We start from the raw sequence: 19,800 nt of genomic DNA on the forward strand, positions 1-19,800 counted from the left end.
TAGCTGCTTGTTTAGACATTTTAGTTCTCCGTTCGGTGAATTCACCTAAGCTTTAAAGCTTAGTGTCACCTTTGATTCCAATAGTAAATTTTTCCAAATAAGCATTTGGCTGAGTACCGTCATAAACAATATTATCGATGAAGTGTTTCTGAGCAGGTTTGAAGCCTGTTTCAGTAGCAAATTCAGGAAAATCTTTTGCATCCGCTTTGCCTTCAGCAATCAATGCCTTTGCAGCTTGAGCATAAATGTCTGGACGATAAACTTGCTTGGCAATGTCTTTGTACCAAGAGTCCGGTTTTTGCTCACTAATTTGGCCCCAACGACGCATTTGGGTTAAATACCAAATGGCATCACTGTAAAATGGATAAGTCGCGTTATAACGGAAGAAAACGTTGAAGTCTGGAACCTCTCGTTTGTCTCCTTTTTCATATTCAAACGTACCTACCATGCTGTTTGCAATTACCTCAGCGTCAGCACCAACATAAGCGCTTTTAGCTAATATTTTCACGGCCTCAGGACGGTTAGCATTGTTATTTTCATCTAACCAGATGGCAGCTCGAATCATAGCTTTAACCACGCGAATATGAGTATTCGGATTCTCCTCAGCCCATTTTTTGCTGACTCCAAAAACTTTCTCTGGGTTATCTTTCCAAATCTCATAGTCAGTGACTACGGGTACGCCAATACCTTTAAACACAGCCTGTTGATTCCAAGGTTCACCTACGCAGTAACCTTCGATTGTGCCAGCTTCCATAGTGGCTGGCATTTGAGGGGGTGGAGTCACTGACAACAACGCATCTGCATTTATTTGTCCGCTAGTATCATCTTTGTGTGGCGCATAGTAACCAGGATGGATGTTACCCGCAGCTAACCAATAGCGAAGCTCATAATTGTGAGTAGATACTGGAAACACCATTCCCATCTTGAAAGGTTTACCTTGGTCTTTAAAACTGTCAATTACCGGTTTTAACGCATCGGCTTTTATCGGGTGTACTGGTTTTCCATTTTCATGGGGAATATGGGTTTTCATTTGACTCCAAATATCATTGGAGACAGTGATAGCGTTTCCGTTTAAATCCATACTGAAAGCAGTAATAATATCGGCTTGCGTTCCATAGCCTATAGTTGCACCTAATGGTTGCCCTGCTAACATATGAGCACCATCTAGCTGCCCATCGATGACTCTATCGAGTAAGACTTTCCAATTTGCCTGAGCCTCTAAAGTGACATATAGCCCCTCATCTTCAAAAAATCGTTTTTCATACGCTATGGCTAACGGCGCCATATCGGTCAATTTAATAAAACCAAACTTAAGCTCTTCTTTTTCCGGATAACCCACTTCTTGAGCATGCAAACTTGTGCTGCCAATCACTACGGCTATTGGGGCCAAAATCATAGCTTTACGCATCGACGATACCAATTTAATAACTGCATTCGACCATTTTGTTCGAGACATAATCCACTCCGAATTTTTTCCAAAAAAAAACCCACGTCAACTCCAAAAACTTGAAGTTCACGTGGGCTACTTTGCCGTATCAAATAACTGCAACTTTGCAGACAAATGATATTATGTTAGATGGACAACGCTTAGATTATTATTTTTGCTTTAAGCCTTTGTCTCGAGCGTTATAAAGCACGACTAATGCCAACTTTTATTATCGTTAAATATCAACAACTTAAGATAAACCACTAGTGGCATCTCACTATTTGAAAACCATTGTAGTGCAATTTGCACTTTGAAATTGCCTCATAAAAGTGCTCTTCCAGCATTTTCAGGGCTCTTATCTAAGGGTAATCATTAACCTAACTTTGCTAACAATGGGGAAATTTGACGATAAATATCACTGCGATAGATCCCTTCTATACATCCTGTGGTTTCGGTATTGTCGGGAATTTGACCACTATCTTGCATTTTTTGTAACAACCATTGACCATACTCAACGTCTGGATTATTGACGTCTTTGCCATCAACAGTAGTAGCAAATTGGTTGTAAGAAGGTACTGAGCGCGGGGAAAGGGTTGCTTGCGTTAAGCAACTTCCTAATAAAGAGGGGGTAATGATCTCTAAAGGTTCACCTAAGAAGCCTTCCTGACTCATCATTACCGCGGTTTCAAAACGATTAGGTACTGAGTCCAACCAATTACAAGCTTGCTTGAGAGCCGCGCAAATTGCTAAAACAGTATTTGGATTGGTTTCTGCAAATGACGCCAAAAAGCCTAACACTTTTTCTGGCGAGTCTTGCCATATGTCAGATGAGGTCACCACAGTAACGCCGCAACTGCCGCGAACGGCCTTGGCATTCCACGGCCCACCAACACAAAATCCATCGATATCACCACTTAACATAGAATCGACCATATTAATTGGTGGTACAACACTGATATTTACATCGTCAAATGTGATTCCGCCACTCAACAACCAATCTTTGAGTTGATAGTGATGACAACTGTAAGGAAATACCGTAGCAAATGAAAGTTTGGTTTGATTGTGCTGGGTTCGATAGTCGATAACGTTTTTGAGAAGTTTAGCATCAAGGGGAAAGTCTAACTGAAAAATTTTATTGACCGACAATAGCTCTTTAATCAGGGGTTCAGATAAGGTAATGCCATTACCATTTTGACTTAACACCATAGGTGTCAAAACATGGATAGGTGCAACGCCCAATCCTAACGTACTGGCAATGGGCATAGGGGCAAGCATCTGTGCCGCATCTAAAACACCAGCATGTAACTTGTCTCGTAAGGTCGCCCAGGAATTTTGTTTCTGTAGAGTTACGTCTAAACCCCAGTGTTCAAAATATCCTAAATTTTTTGCAACCACAAAAGGGGCGCAATCAGTAAGAGGGCTAAATCCTAACGTTAATTGTGTTTTTTCAGGTTTCATCATGTTTTGTATTACAACTTACAACGAATTAAACATCGATATTATGGTTTTGGCCACATCATCTAACTTTTGACCAGTATCCATAGCCGTTTTTCGCATAGTATGGAATGCCTGGTCTTCACTGATATTCTTATTTTTCATTAGTATTCGTTTAGCCTGGTCAATATTCTTTCGAGAATTTAGTTGCTGTTTGGTATCGCTTAACTCAGTTTTCAATTTTTGAAATTCGCGAAACCTAGCAACAGCGGCATCTAATATGGGTTTTACCCGATGAGGTTCAAGATCACCCACTACATAAGCACTAACCCCAGATTCAATACTTTGATTGATAGTGTCTGTATCTTCTTCGCTAGAAAACATAACCACAGGTTTGGGGTCAATATTTTTGATCGTATGCAAACTTTCCAGAATATCCCGACTAGGTGACTCAATATCGATAACGATAATATCTGGTTGGAGTTGATCTACTTGCTTTAACAAAGTACCCGATGGACTGGCTAAATGGCTTATTTCATAGCGAGAATCACCCAAAGCAGCAGTAACAAGATCAGCACGATGAGTATTTTCATCAATTAGCAGAATCCGTAGGTTTTTCGCGCTTTGAGCTAAATTTTGTTTGTTCTTAATACTCGCCAAAACACATATCCAGCTTTGAATTGAAGGGATTACCATGGGTAAATGTAGTCACAGCAATCTCCACACCATAAATATGCCCCTAATAAAATCAAACACTTAGCAAAAGTCGTTTGCAATATTGCAATCATGTTCTAATTTGCTTGTGCAAGCGCACCAATTTTGTGCAAATTAATGTGCGTAATGTTTACCTGTGGTATCGAATAACGGCTTAGTCACTGTTTTATGCTGAACATGCCCAGGCCAGCTCTTATTGCGCATTGACCATAGTGCCTTGGCTTGATTGAGGGCTTCGGACCATTCAAGATCGTCTAACAACACAAGCATAACGCTCAATGTTCCCATAACAGCATCTTGTGCATAGCTATTCTCTTTACCTTCCCAAAATTCTATTAATTCATTGGCGATAAGTTGACGGGGTTTAGTTACTCTAGTTTCATTAAAAGCCGCAACATTGATGACTTTCGATTCGCCATTTCGACAAATATGTAGTGCCACATCACGCTCAGGGTTAAACTCAATTTCGCCGCCCTCACCGCGAAAACATAACATATTAGGATCATCTAATAATGCGGAAGTGAGTCTATGCTTCTCGTCCACTTGACGATGAAAAACACCTTGCAGGCTATAGTCTGCGTTTGACGGATTTAGAATGCGAGCAAGCGTATTGGCACATGAGCGCAGCCCGAATTGATCCCGTAATTGAATAATTTTATCTAGTTGCGGATTAACCTGCTCTAACCCCATATAACTGAACCCGTGGGTAGCGAGTTGTTCTGCAACCATCTGGGTAGATGTTGCCACATCAAAACCTAAATGTGGTAACACTTCATTGAGGTATAGTCTTTTTGAATCAGGCTCAGTAGTGCCATGCAGAAATATGCGCTTTCCGTGTTGAGCTAAGACTAATACAGCTAACAAAAACCAAGGTAATTGTCTTCTTTTACCCGCATAACAGCCCATGTCTAAATCAATATGCAGAGAATCCAAACCGGCAAGGGAATGTTGACGAAATGCTTGAGTAAAACCAGCTAATTCTTCCGAAGTCTCCTCTCTAACGCGCAACAACATCAAGAATGCACCTTTTTGCTCCGGAGTAACACGCTCTTCAATGACCATGCTCATTGCGTCGTATGCTTCTTGCTGAGTCAAGGTACGACCTGCTCTTTGGCCTCTGCCAATGATCCGGATGAAATGTTTAAATTCCTGATTTTCGTTCATTCGAATAAAATACCTTAGTCGGCTGTTATTTTAAGCCTAAATATGACAGTGAGTGTAAATTCAGGCGCATAAAATACAGGTTATGTTCCCGTTTGCAAAGGGTTAAGTTCTGGGTCGAGAATAGTCACATTCTCTTCAAAAATATGACGCTTCACTAATTGCTGTAATTCCGTTTTACAAGAACCACAATTGGTACCACATTTAAGCTCATGGCCTAATTTATCGACGGAGTTACAACCTCGATTAATTGCATCGACTATGGTGTTTTCTCCGACTTTAAAACAGCTACATACCAACCTACCTTGAGCGAACTCCGGATCCGGCATGGCTCTTAATAAAGCCGACTTTTGTTGCTCATCTAATGCGGCTAGCTGTAACAAGCTATTTAGCCAGTTAACGTCCATTTGCGGTGCATTGGAGTCACTAAATAACACTAAATCCAACCTACCGTCACGCAACGCAAACGTATTTCTCACTTCACCCAAGTCATTTTTTTGCTGAGATGAAAACCACTCTGAGCACAATGGTAAGTTAACCTGCAATTCAGAGACCACATCGGCGTGATTTGTGGAGAAATAAACTAAATACCCTTGTTCAATGGTTACTTCACTCCAATACTCGGCGATTTGATTTAATAAATTATGATTGAGTTTAGTTCGAGTAAATAATTGAGCGTGATTGCCAAATTGGCATAGCTCCACGTTAACCGCCGTATGCTTTAGTTCAGGCTGACCAGAGATAGCATCAGTTGCATCAGAGTATAGGGCAGCTATTGCAGAAGAGGATGAATTAGTGGCACTCCAGTGAATAGGTACAAACAATTCCCCTCGTCGCTGTTGCTGCTGCAACTTAACCGGCATTATGACTTTTTTAGGTTTGTCAGTGTCTGTGAATTTAGACGATGTCCCAGAGGATAGAAGGACAAAGTCGCCCTCATAAATACCATTATCTTTAGCATCAGACGGGTGCATATGTACAAAAGCCCGATCGATATGGCCAGTCAATTCAGCAGTTTTGCCAGTGCGCGTCATAGTGTGCCACTGATCCCTAACTCTCCCGCTATTTAAAACAAAAGGGAAAGCATCGGTTGTGGCCACTTCAGGTGCTTTGGGCTGTATTGCAATAAACTGAGCTTTTTTAGATTGAGTATAGAAGCGTCCATCGGCAAATAATCGGGCAATCCCTTCCGGGCTATCCTGGCTAATTGGCCATTGAATAGGCTTTAATCTGTTGTATTCATTTTCGCTGATATTTTCCAAGGCAGATAAATTCAAGACTCTAGTGCCGTTGTTTTGGTACGCAGTTAAACCCGCGTGTTCACGAAATATTTCAGACGGATTTGCATAATTAAACCCTTGTTTAAACCCCATTGCTTTGGCAACGTCACAAATAATCTGCCAATCGTGCTTAGCAAGCCCCGGTGCTGGTAGGATACCTCGTTGTCGAGAAATACGGCGTTCTGAATTAGTAACAGTGCCATTTTTTTCCGACCAACCAGTAGCTGGAAGCACCACATCTGCCATGGCTAAAGTGTCATTTTTAACAACACAATCCGAGACCACAACAAACTCACACTTTTCCAATGCACGGACAATTTTCCCTCTATTTGGCATGCTCACCATAGGGTTGGTAGCCATGATCCAAATGGCTTTGATGTTGCCATTGTCCACTTCATCAAACATATCTACGGCTTTCAAACCAATCTGTTTGGGTATCGCAGGAGATTGCCAGTAAGATTGTACAATTTGTTGATGCTGTGGATTATCTATGTCCATATGTGCCGCTAGCATATTGGCTAGACCACCCACTTCCCTACCACCCATAGCGTTTGGTTGTCCGGTTAATGAAAATGGTCCACAACCTTCTTTACCTAGCTTGCCGCTGGCTAAATGACAATTGATGATACTGTTCGCTTTATCTGTGCCAGAGCTAGACTGATTTACCCCCATAGTATAAGCGGAAATAACACGGTCTGAATCACTAAACAATCGATAAAAGGTTTCGACGTCGGCCTCGGGGATGTCGCAGGTTTTAGCAACCTTCTCTATGCTCCACGGCTTCGAACAAGCTAATGCGTCAGCAAAACCTTGGGTATTGGTATCAATATAATTTTGGTCAAGTTTGCTGTGTTGCTGTAAATAACGAAGTAGCCCGTTAAACAAGGCGGTGTCCGTTCCAGATTTAATCCCTAAATGTAGGTCAGCTATCTCACCAGTGCCTGTTTGACGGGGATCAACAGTTACGATTTGCATGGCTGGGTTTAGCTTTTTAGCTCGCTCAATTCGTTGAAATAACACAGGGTGTGTCCAAGCTGCATTTGAACCAACAAAAACTATGAGATCAGCAAGCTCTAAATCCTCGTAATTACATGGTACTGCATCTGCGCCAAACGCACGTTTGTAAGCAGACACTGCGGATGACATACACAAACGTGAATTTGTATCTATATTGGCAGTGCCAATGTAGCCTTTCATTAATTTATTGGCGACGTAGTAATCTTCCGTCAATAATTGACCTGAAACATAAAACGCGACCGCACCGGGGCCATGCTCGGCGATAATTTGAGTAAACTTGCTGGCAACGTGCTCAGTGGCTTGATGCCAATCTACCTCTTGCCCTTGAATTTTAGGGCTTAATAAACGGTCTTCTAAGCCATTGGTTTCCAACAACTTGCTACCTTTAACACATAGTCGACCAAAGTTAGCCGGGTGATCGGAAGAACCTTTTACTTTATTTAATCGCAATTCTCCTTCCACGGCGACTTTGGCTATCTCAACATCAACACCACATCCCACACCACAATAAGGGCAGGTAGTTTTTGCCAATGTTGCTGACGGTTTGCACTGAAAAGCTCGATCTCCGTCTGCAGCAACTATCGAACTAAGTGGAATATGAGCACTCATTTAGTTCACTATTTGAAGCTGGACTTGCTGATCAACAATACGCGCTGGGTACACGGCAATTTGAATACTCTCGTCATCTACACATTCACCGGATGTTAGTTTATAGCGTTGTTTGTACAAAGGAGATGCAACAAAAGGTTCATCCATTACAGAACCGACTAAACCTCGATACATAACGTTGGCTTTACCGATAGGATCCCAATTGCTCATGGCATAAAGATGTTGCTCATCTCCATGACAAATTTTAAAGATAGCCACTTGAACATCGTCGATAAGGGCGCAAACGCCAGAATTATCGACCAAGTCGGAAGGTTCACATACATTAATCCAATTTTCACTCATGCTCATAATCCTTACTCCACTTCTACGATATTGATAGTTGAGGCAGTTTCAGCAACTGGCTTCGCAGTGCCTAACATGTTATTGACTTCATTTTCTGTAGCAGGACGGATTTGGTTACGTTCTTCCACAAAAATAATGTTGCTATCGGTTTTTTCACTATTCACGAATTGACGGAAGCGCTTACGGGACTCTTGTGCAGATATGGCGCTTTTCCATTCACATTGATAGCTATCAACGACATGCTGCATTTGTTGTTCTAGCTCAGCGGCTAATCCCAACGAGTCGTTAATTACCACGTCTTTTAAGTAATCAAGTCCACCTTCCATATTTTCCATCCAGACCGAAGTTCTTTGCAGTCGATCGGCCGTGCGCACGTAAAACATCAACACTCTATCGATGTATTTAATCAAGGTTTCGGTATCGAGATCCGTTGCAAATAAGTCTGCGTGTCTAGGTTTCATTCCACCGTTACCGCAAACATACAAGTTCCAACCATTTTCAGTGGCTATAATGCCGATATCTTTACTCTGGGCCTCGGCACATTCACGAGTACAACCTGAAACACCGATCTTTAATTTGTGGGGTGAACGAAGACCTTTGTAACGGTTTTCAATATCAATAGCCTGACCAACAGAGTCTTGCACGCCATAGCGGCACCAAGTACTCCCCACACATGATTTAACGGTTCGGAGTGATTTCGCATAGGCATGACCGGTCTCGAAACCTGCATCAATTAATTCTTCCCAAATAAGTGGAAGTTGTTCCACTCTAGCGCCAAATAAATCAATTCGTTGCCCACCGGTAACTTTGGTGTACAAGTTGTATTTCTTCGCCACTTGACCCAGCACAATGAGTTTATCAGGGGTGATTTCTCCGCCAGCAATGCGCGGCACCACTGAATAAGTGCCGTTCTTTTGCATGTTAGCTAAATAGGTATCATTGGTGTCTTGCAAGGTGACATGAGGCTTTTCAAGGATAAAGTCGTTCCATATAGAAGCCAAAATAGAAGCGGCAGCAGGTTTACAAATTTCGCAACCTAGCCCGGTACCATGTTTTTCCAACAATTCATCGAAGGTTTTTATTTGACCCACCTTGACCATATGGAACAACTCTTGGCGCGAATAAGCAAAGTGTTCACAAATATCTTTTTTAACTTCTACACCACGCTTTTCAAGCTCACTGTCGGTAACCGACTTCAACAACGCAGCACACCCCCCGCAACCAGTACTTGCTTTAGTGCAACTTTTAACGGCAGCTAAATCGCAAGCCCCTCCATCAAGACTGGCAACAATGTCCCCTTTAGTCACGTTATGGCATGAACAAATCGTTGCGGTATCGGGCAAGGCATCCGCTCCTAAGGTAGGCGCTCCTTCACCGAATGAGGGTAAAATTAGACTTTCAGGAAATTCAGGTAAATCAATTTCATTTAAAGCATATTGCAATAAAGTATCGTAATCGCTGGTATCGCCAACAAGCACAGATCCGGTTAATTTATTAGTCTCGGGATTGACTACAATTTTCTTATAGACTCCAGATACCTGGTCTTCATAAGTATAGGTTAATGCACCATGCTCTCTGGCGTGTGCATCACCGATAGAGCCAACTTCAACGCCCATCAATTTTAACTTGGTGCTCATGTCTGCACCTTCAAATGCAACATCACCACCTACGATATTGCTAGCTGCAGCTCTAGCCATGGTATAACCCGGCGCAACTAAACCGAAGATAAAGTTATTCCATAACGCGCACTCACCAATAGCATAAATATCTGGGTCGCTGGTTAGACAGTGATCATCCACCACAATGCCACCGCGTTCGCCAATGGCAATCCCGAACTCTCTGGCAAGTTTGTCTTGCGGACGAATCCCTGCGGAAAATAAGATCATGTCGGTTTCAAGAATTTCACCGTCAGCGAAAACCATTTTATAACGACTGTGTTCACCCGTTTCGATACTCTGGGTTGCTTTTTGGGTGTGTACTTCTACACCAAGCTCTTCAATTTTGTCTTTTAAGACCCGACCACCGCTGACGTCTACTTGGACAGCCATCAGTTGCGGGGCAAACTCTACTACGTGAGTTTTCAATCCGGCTTGTTTAAGGGCATTAGCTGCTTCTAGCCCCAATAAGCCGCCTCCTACCACCACACCGACTTTGCTCACTTTTGCGGATGCGCTAATAGCTTCGAGATCTTCTATGGTGCGATACACCAGACAGTGAGGTTGGTCGTTGCCAGGGATTGGCGGCACAAATGGAAATGAGCCTGTGGCTAAAATAAGTTTGTCATAACTTAAGGTTTCACCACTTTCGATAGCCACTGTTTTAGCTTGCTTATCAATATCATTTACGCGTGCATTGACCTGGAAATTTACACCAAGTTGTTGATAGTGTTCCGCACTGGTTAATGAAAGTTCATCTGCTGTTTTACCAGAAAAATACTCGGACAAATGAACACGGTCGTATGCCAATCTTGGTTCAGCAGACAACACTGTAATATGGAAGTGACTTTTCCCATATACCTCTTCACTTTGTTGGATAAGTTGTTCAACAAAATGGTGTCCTACCATTCCGTTACCGACTACGACAATGCGAGTTAACTGTTCATTTGTGGTCATAATATGCCTCTGATTTAATCACCCCAGAAACGAAAAAAGCCCGCAAAATCTGCTTTACAGATTTTGCGGGCTTCGTTGCCGGGTATAACTAACCGCCATGGCTAGCTATTGAATTTTGTATAATAGACACAGCAGTTGTTGACTGCTGTAATCTAGCTCTGGTTACTCTAAAGCATTAATTAGGCCAAAATTAAATTCATATATTTATCAATTAGATAGATAAACGGCAAAAAATAAACACACCCTGAGGTGCCGTGTATTGGTGCAAGGTTTAACTAAAATAGGGCATTGCTGTTGGTTCTACTGACTAATTGATTTAGCGAAGATAATTAAGTAACAACAAGATGATAATAAACTCAATTAGCGCAATAATTTTGAACAATTTAAGGGGATGCCTTTGAATCAAGGGTCGGTGCTGAGTTTGAGCCAACATAGTAGTGTTTGGCTTATTCAAGTCCATTAAAAACTCAGAAAATGCTTGGTAACGCTGTTGTGGATTGGTCACTAATCCTTTGGCCAGAGTAATATCCAACCATTGGGGTAAATCGGGTCTAAACTGTCTTAGGGAAAGGTAACGCCAATTGTCTGCGGTCAACCCAGAGGACGACTGAGGAGACCCCTCTTTAAAAGGTAAATGCCCTGTTAACATTTCAAAACAGACTACTGCGACTGAAAATAAGTCCGAGCGAAAATCAAATTGATTATCGAGTAAATACTCTGGAGCGATATAATTTACAGATCCCACAGGAACACTCTCATCTTGGGAAACCTGGGTTTCCGCTATAGCACCTACATAAACTGTACCGAAATCAATAAGTTTGACTTCTCCAGCAGTAGTAATCATTACGTTTTCGGGTTTGATATCACGATGAACCATATCTTGACGCTGAAAAATGCGCAGCGCCGCGATAAGTTGCTTAATAAGACTTCTGACTTCAACAATGGTTGGAGCGGGATTATCTAACATCCATTGACGCAAAGTTTGCCCATCAATGAACTCACAAACATGATACATAAATTTAGCGTTTTCAGGGCGCGGAATAATTTTCATGATATTGACGTGATTCAGTTTTTGTCCTATCCATTCTTCTCGTAAAAATCCGCTTAAATAAATAGGATCATCAACAAAATATTGTGAAGGTGTTTTTAAACAATACAAAGTTTGAGTGTCTTCTTTTATCACTTTGTACAAACTACTTCGTGTGCCATTGAAAATCTGCTCCAACACTCGGTATCCCTCCAGCTTCATCCCTTCTTTCAGAGCGGGCGGCATAGCTAAACGAGTTAATTGACGATGGTATTCATTGAGATCCCCTTGAGGTAGCTGAGCAACTTTAATCAGCAAACAACTTAAATTGTCATCGCTACCGGCTTTAATGGCCGAGTCCACTATGAATTTGGCGAGTTCTTCTAGGCTGATGTTAGGTTTTGCTAGCCAATGATTGAGTATAGATTGTATTTTTTTGGTGCTAACAAATTCGTGTACACCGTCTGTCGTTAATAGGAACAAGTCGTTTTTTCTAAGCTCAAATGTCCGAAAGTCCACTTCTAAGTTATTTTCGATACCAATAGCCCGACTTAAGACTTTTTTATTACCAAAACGAGCATGATGATCTGTGGAAAGTTGCTCAAAATCACCTTGCTGCAATCGGCAAATACGGCTGTCTCCAGCATGAAATAGAAATGCCGTGGTTGACTTAAAGATCAGCGCGCTAAAAGTTGTGACCATTTGGCTATGATCACCCAGTGAATATTCATGCTGGCCTGCACACCAACGGTTTAACCCCTGCAATACTTGGGTAGCGGCTCGCTTTACCGTCCAGGTTTCGGGTGTTTGACTATAGTCTTGAATAAAATTTGTGGCGCAGGTGATTGCAGCTTCCTTTGCCTTACTACATGAGCTTACTCCGTCGGCAATAGTTGCAACCGCCCCCTTACTGGTTAATTCAGAGCCCGTTGGCAACCAAGCTGCGAAGGCATCTTGGTTTTCTTCTTTAACACCAGCTGTTGAATAACCACCAAATTCGAGGTGTAGTTTTTCCAAGCTAAAGACCCTAAATAGATAAAGACAATTTATATTATGTGACGTTTATCAGTTCGACACTACCATCTTCTCTAACTTCCGTTATGGTGCCACTTGGTTCTTTCATAAATAATAATGCTACAAAGCCCAACACCGCGGTACTCGCAATCACAATGAAAAAGGTAGAGGTATCTACAAGGGAATAAACAGTTAAGTATACGACGGCTCCAACGTTGCCATACGCTCCTGTCATCCCAGCTATTTGCCCTGTTAAACGACGTTTGATTAACGGTACCACAGCAAAAACGGCTCCTTCTCCAGATTGCACAAAAAAGGAACAAGCCATTACGACAACTACCGCTAACCAAATTGGCCAGGTTGCATCTATAAAGCTCATTGCAAAGTAGCCCAATGCTAAACCGGCAGTGAGTATCAATAATGTTGGTTTACGTCCAAATTTATCAGATATCAGGCCGCCGCCTGGACGAGACATTAAGTTCATGAACGCATACATTCCCGCCAATAATCCGGCCGTGGCCATATTTAACGTAAAGGTATCAGCAAAAAAAGCTGGCAGCATGGAGACTACCGCCAACTCTGAACCAAAAGTCGCAAAATATAATATATTTAACACCGCAACCTGCTTAAATTCGTACTTGTGAATTTCTGGAACTGGCGTGGTGAATATGTCTTTATTCACTTGGTAGGTTTTATACACATCGAAAATGTATAGTGCTGCAAGACTCAAATACAATATTGTTCCCACATCATTACTTAATAAAGAAACACCGTTTGGTGAAAGCTTCCAGTTAAGTAGAGCCAAAGCCAAATACATTGGCGTTTTCATAACCAATAAAAAATAAAAGTCTTTCACACTAGTTACTTCCAAACCTCCGAGATTTTTTGGACGGAAGTAAGTCGAACCTTTAGGGGTATCTGTGGTGTTTTTATAATAAATTACACTAAAAATTAGGCTCATCACCCCGGTAATCCCAATAGCATAACGCCATCCATTGTCACCGCTGAACAATAATGCAATGGTAGGCAAAGAAAAAGCGGCTGCGGCTGAACCAAAGTTTCCCCATCCTCCATAAACACCTTCAGCTGTGCCTAACTCCTTTGGAGGAAACCATTCACTTACCATACGGATCCCGACAACAAAACCAGCGCCGATGCAACCCATAGCAAAACGCGCTATTAACAACTGTTCGAAACTATTAGCCAGAGCAAAAGCAAAGCAGGGAATGGAACAGATGGCTAATAGTGAGGAATACACCAGCCTAGGACCAAATTTGTCGGTTAATGAGCCTATTAACACCCTAGCAGGAATCGTTAAAGCCACATTAATGATTAATAGGGTTTTCCATTCACTAATCGTCAGCCCCACGCCGTCGACAATCGCTTCTTTTAATGGAGCCATGTTGAACCACACAACAAAGGTGATAAAAAAGGCCATCCACGAAAGATGCAGTGTTTTCATTTTGCCTGTAAAAGACACTAGATTAAATTTTTCAGCACTCATTTTATATCGCCTAGTTCGCTTCCGCTTTTCATTGAGCAAAAAAAAACCCACTCAAAATCCCCATAAGAGGAAAATTGTGCGGGCTTCATTGCCTGACGAAGAAAATGCACTGTCGCAAATCTCGCCATATATGTTTAATTGTTTGTAGATCTTTATACTTATTTTTTGTCTTTCAAAAGCAAAAATGAGGCCACAACAAAAAATTAATATATTCCATTAAATATCAACAACTTGAACAATATCGACTTTCTCAAAACTAAGAGCTGCTATCCACTTTGGTGCAAGCCTGCACTCGAATGTGCACTTTTAATCAGTGTGGAAAAATCCAAACTGCCATTTCAACACTCGATGAAGATAAAAATAATGGAAACAACACATTGATAATTCAATATTGTTTCCCCTGGATCACAAATAAATAGGGCGCTGCTCATTATTTACCTGTATAATCCGCGCCCAAACGTAACCCTCGGCAATGCCAGTCTTTATAACTGTGCATTAATGGCAATCCGAGAGCATATTTATAAGTACAGGCTTACCGAACAAAATGAAAGATATTAGTAAATTAAGAAACATTGCAATTATTGCGCACGTTGACCACGGAAAAACAACCTTGGTTGACAAGTTGTTGCAACAATCAGGCACCTTGGAAAGCCGAGGCGAAGCTGAAGAACGGGTTATGGATTCTAACGATATTGAAAAAGAACGTGGAATTACCATACTTGCTAAAAACACAGCCATTAACTGGAATGATTACCGTATTAATATCGTTGATACTCCTGGACACGCCGATTTTGGTGGCGAAGTAGAACGCGTTATGTCTATGGCTGACTCTGTACTTCTTTTGGTTGATGCCCAAGAAGGTCCAATGCCACAAACGCGTTTTGTGACACAAAAAGCGTTTGCCCAAGGCTTGAAGCCAATCGTGGTTATCAACAAAATTGACAAGCCAGGAGCACGTCCTGATTGGGTAATGGATCAAGTTTTTGATTTATTCGATAACCTAGGTGCAACAGATGATCAATTGGATTTCCAAGTTGTTTATGCTTCTGCACTTAACGGGTGGGCAACCAGAGAAGCCGATAATCAAGCTGAAGACATGACGGATTTGTTCCAAACAATCGTTGATGTTGTAGATGCGCCTGATGCGGATCCTGAAGGTCCTTTCCAAATGCAAATTTCACAACTTGACTATAACTCTTACGTGGGTGTTATCGGTGTTGGTCGTGTTACTCGCGGTGTTGTTAAACCAAATCAACAAGTCACTGTTGTAATGGCTGATGGCACTAAGCGCAACGGTAAAGTAGGTCAGGTACAAGGTTACCTTGGTTTGCAAAGACACGAAGTCGATTCAGCACAAGCTGGTGATATCATTGCAATCACCGGTTTAGGTGAATTAAAAATCTCTGACACCATCTGCGATCCTAATGCAGTAGAAGCCTTACCTCAATTATCTGTAGATGAACCTACTGTAACCATGACATTCCAGGTGAATACTTCTCCATTTGCAGGAAAAGAAGGTAAATACGTTACATCTCGTAATATTCTTGAGCGCTTACAAAACGAATTAATTCATAACGTAGCCTTAAAAGTAGAAGAAACAGAAGATCCGGATAAATTCCGCGTATCAGGACGTGGTGAACTACATTTGGGTATATTAATTGAAAACATGCGTCGTGAAGGATATGAATTAGCCGTTTCTCGCCCAGAAGTAATATTGAAAGAAATTGATGGTGAAATTCACGAACCTTTTGAAACATTAACCATTGATGCCGAAGAAGAGCATCAAGGTTCTATAATGGAACAAATTGGGCTTCGTAAAGGTGAATTGACCAATATGTCTCCTGATGGAAAGGGCCGTATTCGTATGGACTTCATGATCCCAAGCCGTGGTTTAATTGGTTTCCAAACAGACTTTATGACAATGACTTCAGGTTCAGGCTTGATTTACCATACGTTTGATCATTACGGCCCACATAAAGGCGGTTCAATCGGTCAACGCAAGAACGGTGTACTAATCGCCAACGCAACAGGTAAAGCACTAACCAACGCATTGTTTAATCTACAAGAACGTGGTCGCTTGTTCATTGGTCACGGTGTAGAAGTATATGAAGGTATGGTTATTGGTATTCACAGCCGTGACAACGACCTGACTGTAAACGCCCTTAAAGGTAAGCAATTAACGAACGTTCGTGCATCTGGTACTGATGAAGCTCAGACACTAGTTCCGCCGGTAAGAATGTCTCTGGAGCAAGCTCTAGAATTTATCGATAATGATGAATTAGTAGAAGTAACCCCTGAAAGCATTCGTATTCGTAAGAAGTTACTGACTGAAAATGAAAGAAAACGCGCTAGCCGCAGTAAAGAATCATAGTCAGTATTAGAGACTTTATAAAAAACCGGCTGAAAATGCCGGTTTTTTTATATCTGTATAAAACGAAAAATCCGACTACGTTGCATATTCCTGCATATAGTTAATAATAAGATATCCATTTCTAACCCCATAGATTGAATGAATGCAAACAAGACCCTTCCCAGTTTTTGAAACCCACCGACTTCGATTAGATCAGTTAACTAAACTAGATAGGCAATCTATATTTGAGGTTTTCTCAGATCCTAAAGTGGTGGAACATTATGATGTTGAACTATTTAAAAACATTCATGAAGCAGATAGGTTAGTAGAGTATTTTGACTCTCGATTCACTAGTGATAATGGTATTCGCTGGGCCATCCGCAATAAAGAAAATGGAGACTATATTGGTTCTTGCGGTTTTACCCATTGGAATAAATATGATCATAGTGCAGTGCTTGGCTACGAATTAAGCCAAAAATATTGGGGAAATGGCTTTGCCTCAGAAGCGGTCCGAAAAATTACCGACTATCTATTTTCCCCTGACTTTCATTTTTATATTCATAGAATCGAAGCCCTAGCCTTACCTTCTAACATCCCCTCTGGCGCATTGTTGAAAAAGCTTGGCTTCAAATTTGAAGGAACCCTACGCGGTAAATGCTATTGGAATGAGGACTTCCATGATATGGATATGTACGGTCTATTAAGAGAAGATCGCACTACCTAAAATTGCAAATACAAATATCGATAAAATAAAAGCACAACAAAACAACCTTTTGATTAATCTAACTCAACGGACCTAGCCGTTAGTTGTTTAATAACTTTATGACACGCAAAAAGCGAATAATCTCAAAATGGTTTTTATCTAATGATAGATGAAGAGTTAGATTCAATCTCACTCATGTTGTTTTTTACAAAATAGGTCGTGCATCTAAAGATTGATGCACAACCTGTGTCTTGGACTATTCAATCAGCATGAATTCAAATAGATGTATTTTCAATATATTGATCTACAAGACGTTCTAATATTTCCAATGGAACTGCGCCATTCTTTAATACTACGTCGTGATAATCAGCCAAATTAAATTTATCTCCCAAGGCAACTTTAGCTTTTTCTCTTAGTTCTAGAATTTTCATCATTCCAACCTTATAAGAAGTAGCCTGCCCCGGCATCACTATATAACGCTCAATTTCAGAAACCACATCACTCTCTGCGATCCCAGTATTGTTTAACATGTATTCTATTGCTTCTTCCCTAGTCCACTTTTTAGCGTGGATCCCTGTATCAACAACTAAACGAACAGCTCTGAAGAGTTCAGCCTGTAATCGTCCGATATTGTCATACGGGTCTTCTTCAAATCCTAACTCCCAAGCTAAACGCTCAGCATATAACGCCCAACCTTCAGTATATGCCGTAAATGGTGATAAAGTTCTAAAAATAGGTAAGCCTTCCAACTCCATAGAAATACTAACCTGGAAATGATGCCCAGGAATAGCTTCGTGATAAGCTAACGTGCGCATTCCATACTTAGGAGTGGCTTTAATGTCATAAAGGTTAGCGTAAAAAACGCCTGGCCTTGAACCGTCCATAGAGGGTTGTTGATAGTACGCACCTGGCGCTGTTTTTTCCTTAAACTCAGGTATCCGTTTAACTTCCATACTGGCTTTAGGTAGCACATTGAATACTTCCCCCATAGCGGCATTTATTTCATCTAAGATAGTTTGATAATCCGCTAAAATTTGAGCTCGACCTTCATCTGTATCAGGGTAATAGAATCGCTCATCATTTTTTAATGCTTCAATTGCAGTGGTGAAGCCATCACTAACATCAAAATCTTCTGCTTCCAAAATCGTTAATATTTGTTTTTGAATTCTATCCACTTCAGATAACCCAGTCTGATGTATGTAATCAGCGCTATAATCGGTAGTAGTGAAAAACGCTAAGGCTTGTTGGTACGCAATATCACCACCTTCTAAGCGCCATAAACCGTCGTCAGTACCAGCTTTACTTTTTAGTTTTTCAAAATAATTAATATATGATTGGTACGCTGGATATACTTGGCTAGCAATCGCCTTAGAAGTTCCTGCCAACACTCGTGATTTTTCACTTGTATCAAATTGTTCAGCATCGTCAATTTTCTTTTCTAGCGATGTATACAAGATATTCTCTTCAGGCTGTAAATCAACAAACGCCTGCATTTCATCTAGAACACGCTCGATAACAAAAAGTGGCGGAATTATATCTTTTTCCTCTCTTTTTAATAACCCTTCCATATTCTGCGCAAATTTAACACCGAGTTTGTTTAACCTTGCATTGTAGTTTTCAGCATCTTCCACTGTATTAACTTGGTGTTGAGCATCCATAAAACTGGGAAAATCACTCTGTAAACCAAATAATTGATTCACAGGATAATTGTGGAAACGATATGGTTCAGACGCTACTCCAGCATCCAATAAGTAAAGGGCAATTTCTTTTGATAAAAGTTGTGATTCATCTAAAGAACTGTCTGAGTAGTCTAATAAGGTTGCCCGTACTTCTTTCATAAGTACGTACATCTCGTCATTTTTTTCTAAGCTGTCGTCATTCAACTTAGCATTATGACCTTTGAATCCCATGCCATCCAAAACGCCAATGGATGTCAAAAGCTCAGGGTCATCTAATGCTATTTTTATTAAGGTACGATCTAAAAACGCGCGAAAAAACAGAGGTTTTTTCGCATACCACTCGTGTGCGCCTAAGGCACCACCAAACAATATAAGTGTAAGTAGTAACAGGCCTGTCCATTTAAAAAACTTCTTCATTTTTAATCCAATTTTTATTTTATTATTTCCCAAACCAACTATGACAAAATTATGATTTATTGTGAATAACAAATTGCTAACGAAATAGCACTGTGAGCAGCAAGGTTACTAATGGATATCGAAACTAAGTAGTGGATCACATTTTGATTGATCAAGTGGATCAGCTTCCAATTGATATTGACACAAGTCACGGAGCGTAGAGAATGCTGTTTATTGAGTTTTGTTTGCGCAAGCTGAGTTAGCCTATCTGAAGCCTTTAAATAATACATTAGGTCATTCACCACTCCACGGGCTAAAGCCCGAGCTACACCATTAAGAATGTAGGCTGGTATTTATGCCAGTAGCCTTTTTCACGGGCTAAAGCCCTAGCTACACCATTAAGAATTTAGGCTGGAATTTATGCCAGTGGCCTTTTTCACGGGCTAAAGCCCGATCTACATTCATTATATATGCTCTCACATGGGGGTAAGCGAGGATGTTTTAGGAACGCAGTTCCGCCCGAGCGCACGAC

Annotated in this window: 12 protein-coding genes; 2 read left to right on the plus strand and 10 right to left on the minus strand. The window is 41.1% G+C overall.

Annotated elements, in window-relative coordinates:
* Positions 1 to 52: 52 nt before the first annotated feature.
* The 9 genes from Q4574_RS17790 to Q4574_RS17830 form a co-directional block, all read right to left on the minus strand.
* Positions 53 to 1,456 (minus strand): CmpA/NrtA family ABC transporter substrate-binding protein, encoded by a 1,404-nt coding sequence (locus Q4574_RS17790; protein ID WP_303476054.1) that lies wholly within the window; start codon positions 1,454 to 1,456, stop codon positions 53 to 55.
* Positions 1,457 to 1,798: 342 nt separating this feature from the next.
* Positions 1,799 to 2,887 carry a CmpA/NrtA family ABC transporter substrate-binding protein gene (locus tag Q4574_RS17795; RefSeq protein WP_303476058.1) on the minus strand — a complete coding sequence of 363 codons (1,089 nt, stop codon included), beginning with the start codon at positions 2,885 to 2,887 and terminating at the stop codon, positions 1,799 to 1,801.
* 15 nt (positions 2,888 to 2,902) lie between these two features.
* Positions 2,903 to 3,520, minus strand: coding sequence for an ANTAR domain-containing response regulator (locus Q4574_RS17800; protein ID WP_303476060.1), 618 nt, complete (start codon positions 3,518 to 3,520; stop codon positions 2,903 to 2,905).
* Positions 3,521 to 3,688: 168 nt separating this feature from the next.
* Positions 3,689 to 4,738, minus strand: coding sequence for a glycosyl transferase family protein (locus tag Q4574_RS17805; RefSeq protein ID WP_303476062.1), 1,050 nt, complete (start codon positions 4,736 to 4,738; stop codon positions 3,689 to 3,691).
* Positions 4,739 to 4,818: 80 nt separating this feature from the next.
* Complete coding sequence (locus tag Q4574_RS17810) at positions 4,819 to 7,641, minus strand: nitrate reductase (protein WP_303476064.1); 2,823 nt, start codon at positions 7,639 to 7,641, stop codon at positions 4,819 to 4,821.
* A complete protein-coding gene (nirD, locus tag Q4574_RS17815; RefSeq protein ID WP_303476066.1) occupies positions 7,642 to 7,989 on the minus strand; it encodes a nitrite reductase small subunit NirD in 348 nt (115 codons plus the stop codon). It abuts the gene before it with no gap.
* A 5-nt stretch (positions 7,990 to 7,994) separates the two neighbouring features.
* Positions 7,995 to 10,595 (minus strand): nitrite reductase large subunit NirB, encoded by a 2,601-nt coding sequence (nirB, locus tag Q4574_RS17820; RefSeq protein ID WP_303476068.1) that lies wholly within the window; start codon positions 10,593 to 10,595, stop codon positions 7,995 to 7,997.
* 316 nt (positions 10,596 to 10,911) lie between these two features.
* On the minus strand, positions 10,912 to 12,639 hold the full coding sequence (locus Q4574_RS17825) for a bifunctional protein-serine/threonine kinase/phosphatase (protein ID WP_303476070.1): 1,728 nt from the start codon (positions 12,637 to 12,639) through the stop codon (positions 10,912 to 10,914).
* A gap of 34 nt (positions 12,640 to 12,673) precedes the next feature.
* Positions 12,674 to 14,140 carry a NarK family nitrate/nitrite MFS transporter gene (locus Q4574_RS17830; protein ID WP_303476073.1) on the minus strand — a complete coding sequence of 489 codons (1,467 nt, stop codon included), beginning with the start codon at positions 14,138 to 14,140 and terminating at the stop codon, positions 12,674 to 12,676.
* Positions 14,141 to 14,684: 544 nt separating this feature from the next.
* On the opposite strand from Q4574_RS17830, the gene typA reads away from it, so the two are divergent.
* Both typA and Q4574_RS17840 read left to right on the plus strand, forming a co-directional pair.
* Entirely contained in the window at positions 14,685 to 16,511 is a 1,827-nt protein-coding gene (gene typA, locus Q4574_RS17835) for a translational GTPase TypA (RefSeq protein WP_303476075.1), read from the plus strand.
* Positions 16,512 to 16,653: 142 nt separating this feature from the next.
* Entirely contained in the window at positions 16,654 to 17,214 is a 561-nt protein-coding gene (locus Q4574_RS17840; RefSeq protein ID WP_303476077.1) for a GNAT family N-acetyltransferase, read from the plus strand.
* Between the two features lie 254 nt (positions 17,215 to 17,468).
* Here Q4574_RS17840 and Q4574_RS17845 read toward each other — a convergent pair whose 3' ends face one another.
* The gene (locus Q4574_RS17845) at positions 17,469 to 19,289 is read right to left on the minus strand and encodes a DUF885 family protein (protein WP_303476079.1); all 1,821 of its coding nucleotides are present in this window, start codon (positions 19,287 to 19,289) and stop codon (positions 17,469 to 17,471) included.
* Between the last annotated feature and the right edge of the window lie 511 nt (positions 19,290 to 19,800).

This window comes from Aliiglaciecola sp. 3_MG-2023 (genome assembly GCF_030548205.1).
Taxonomy (GTDB): Bacteria; Pseudomonadota; Gammaproteobacteria; order Enterobacterales; family Alteromonadaceae; genus Aliiglaciecola.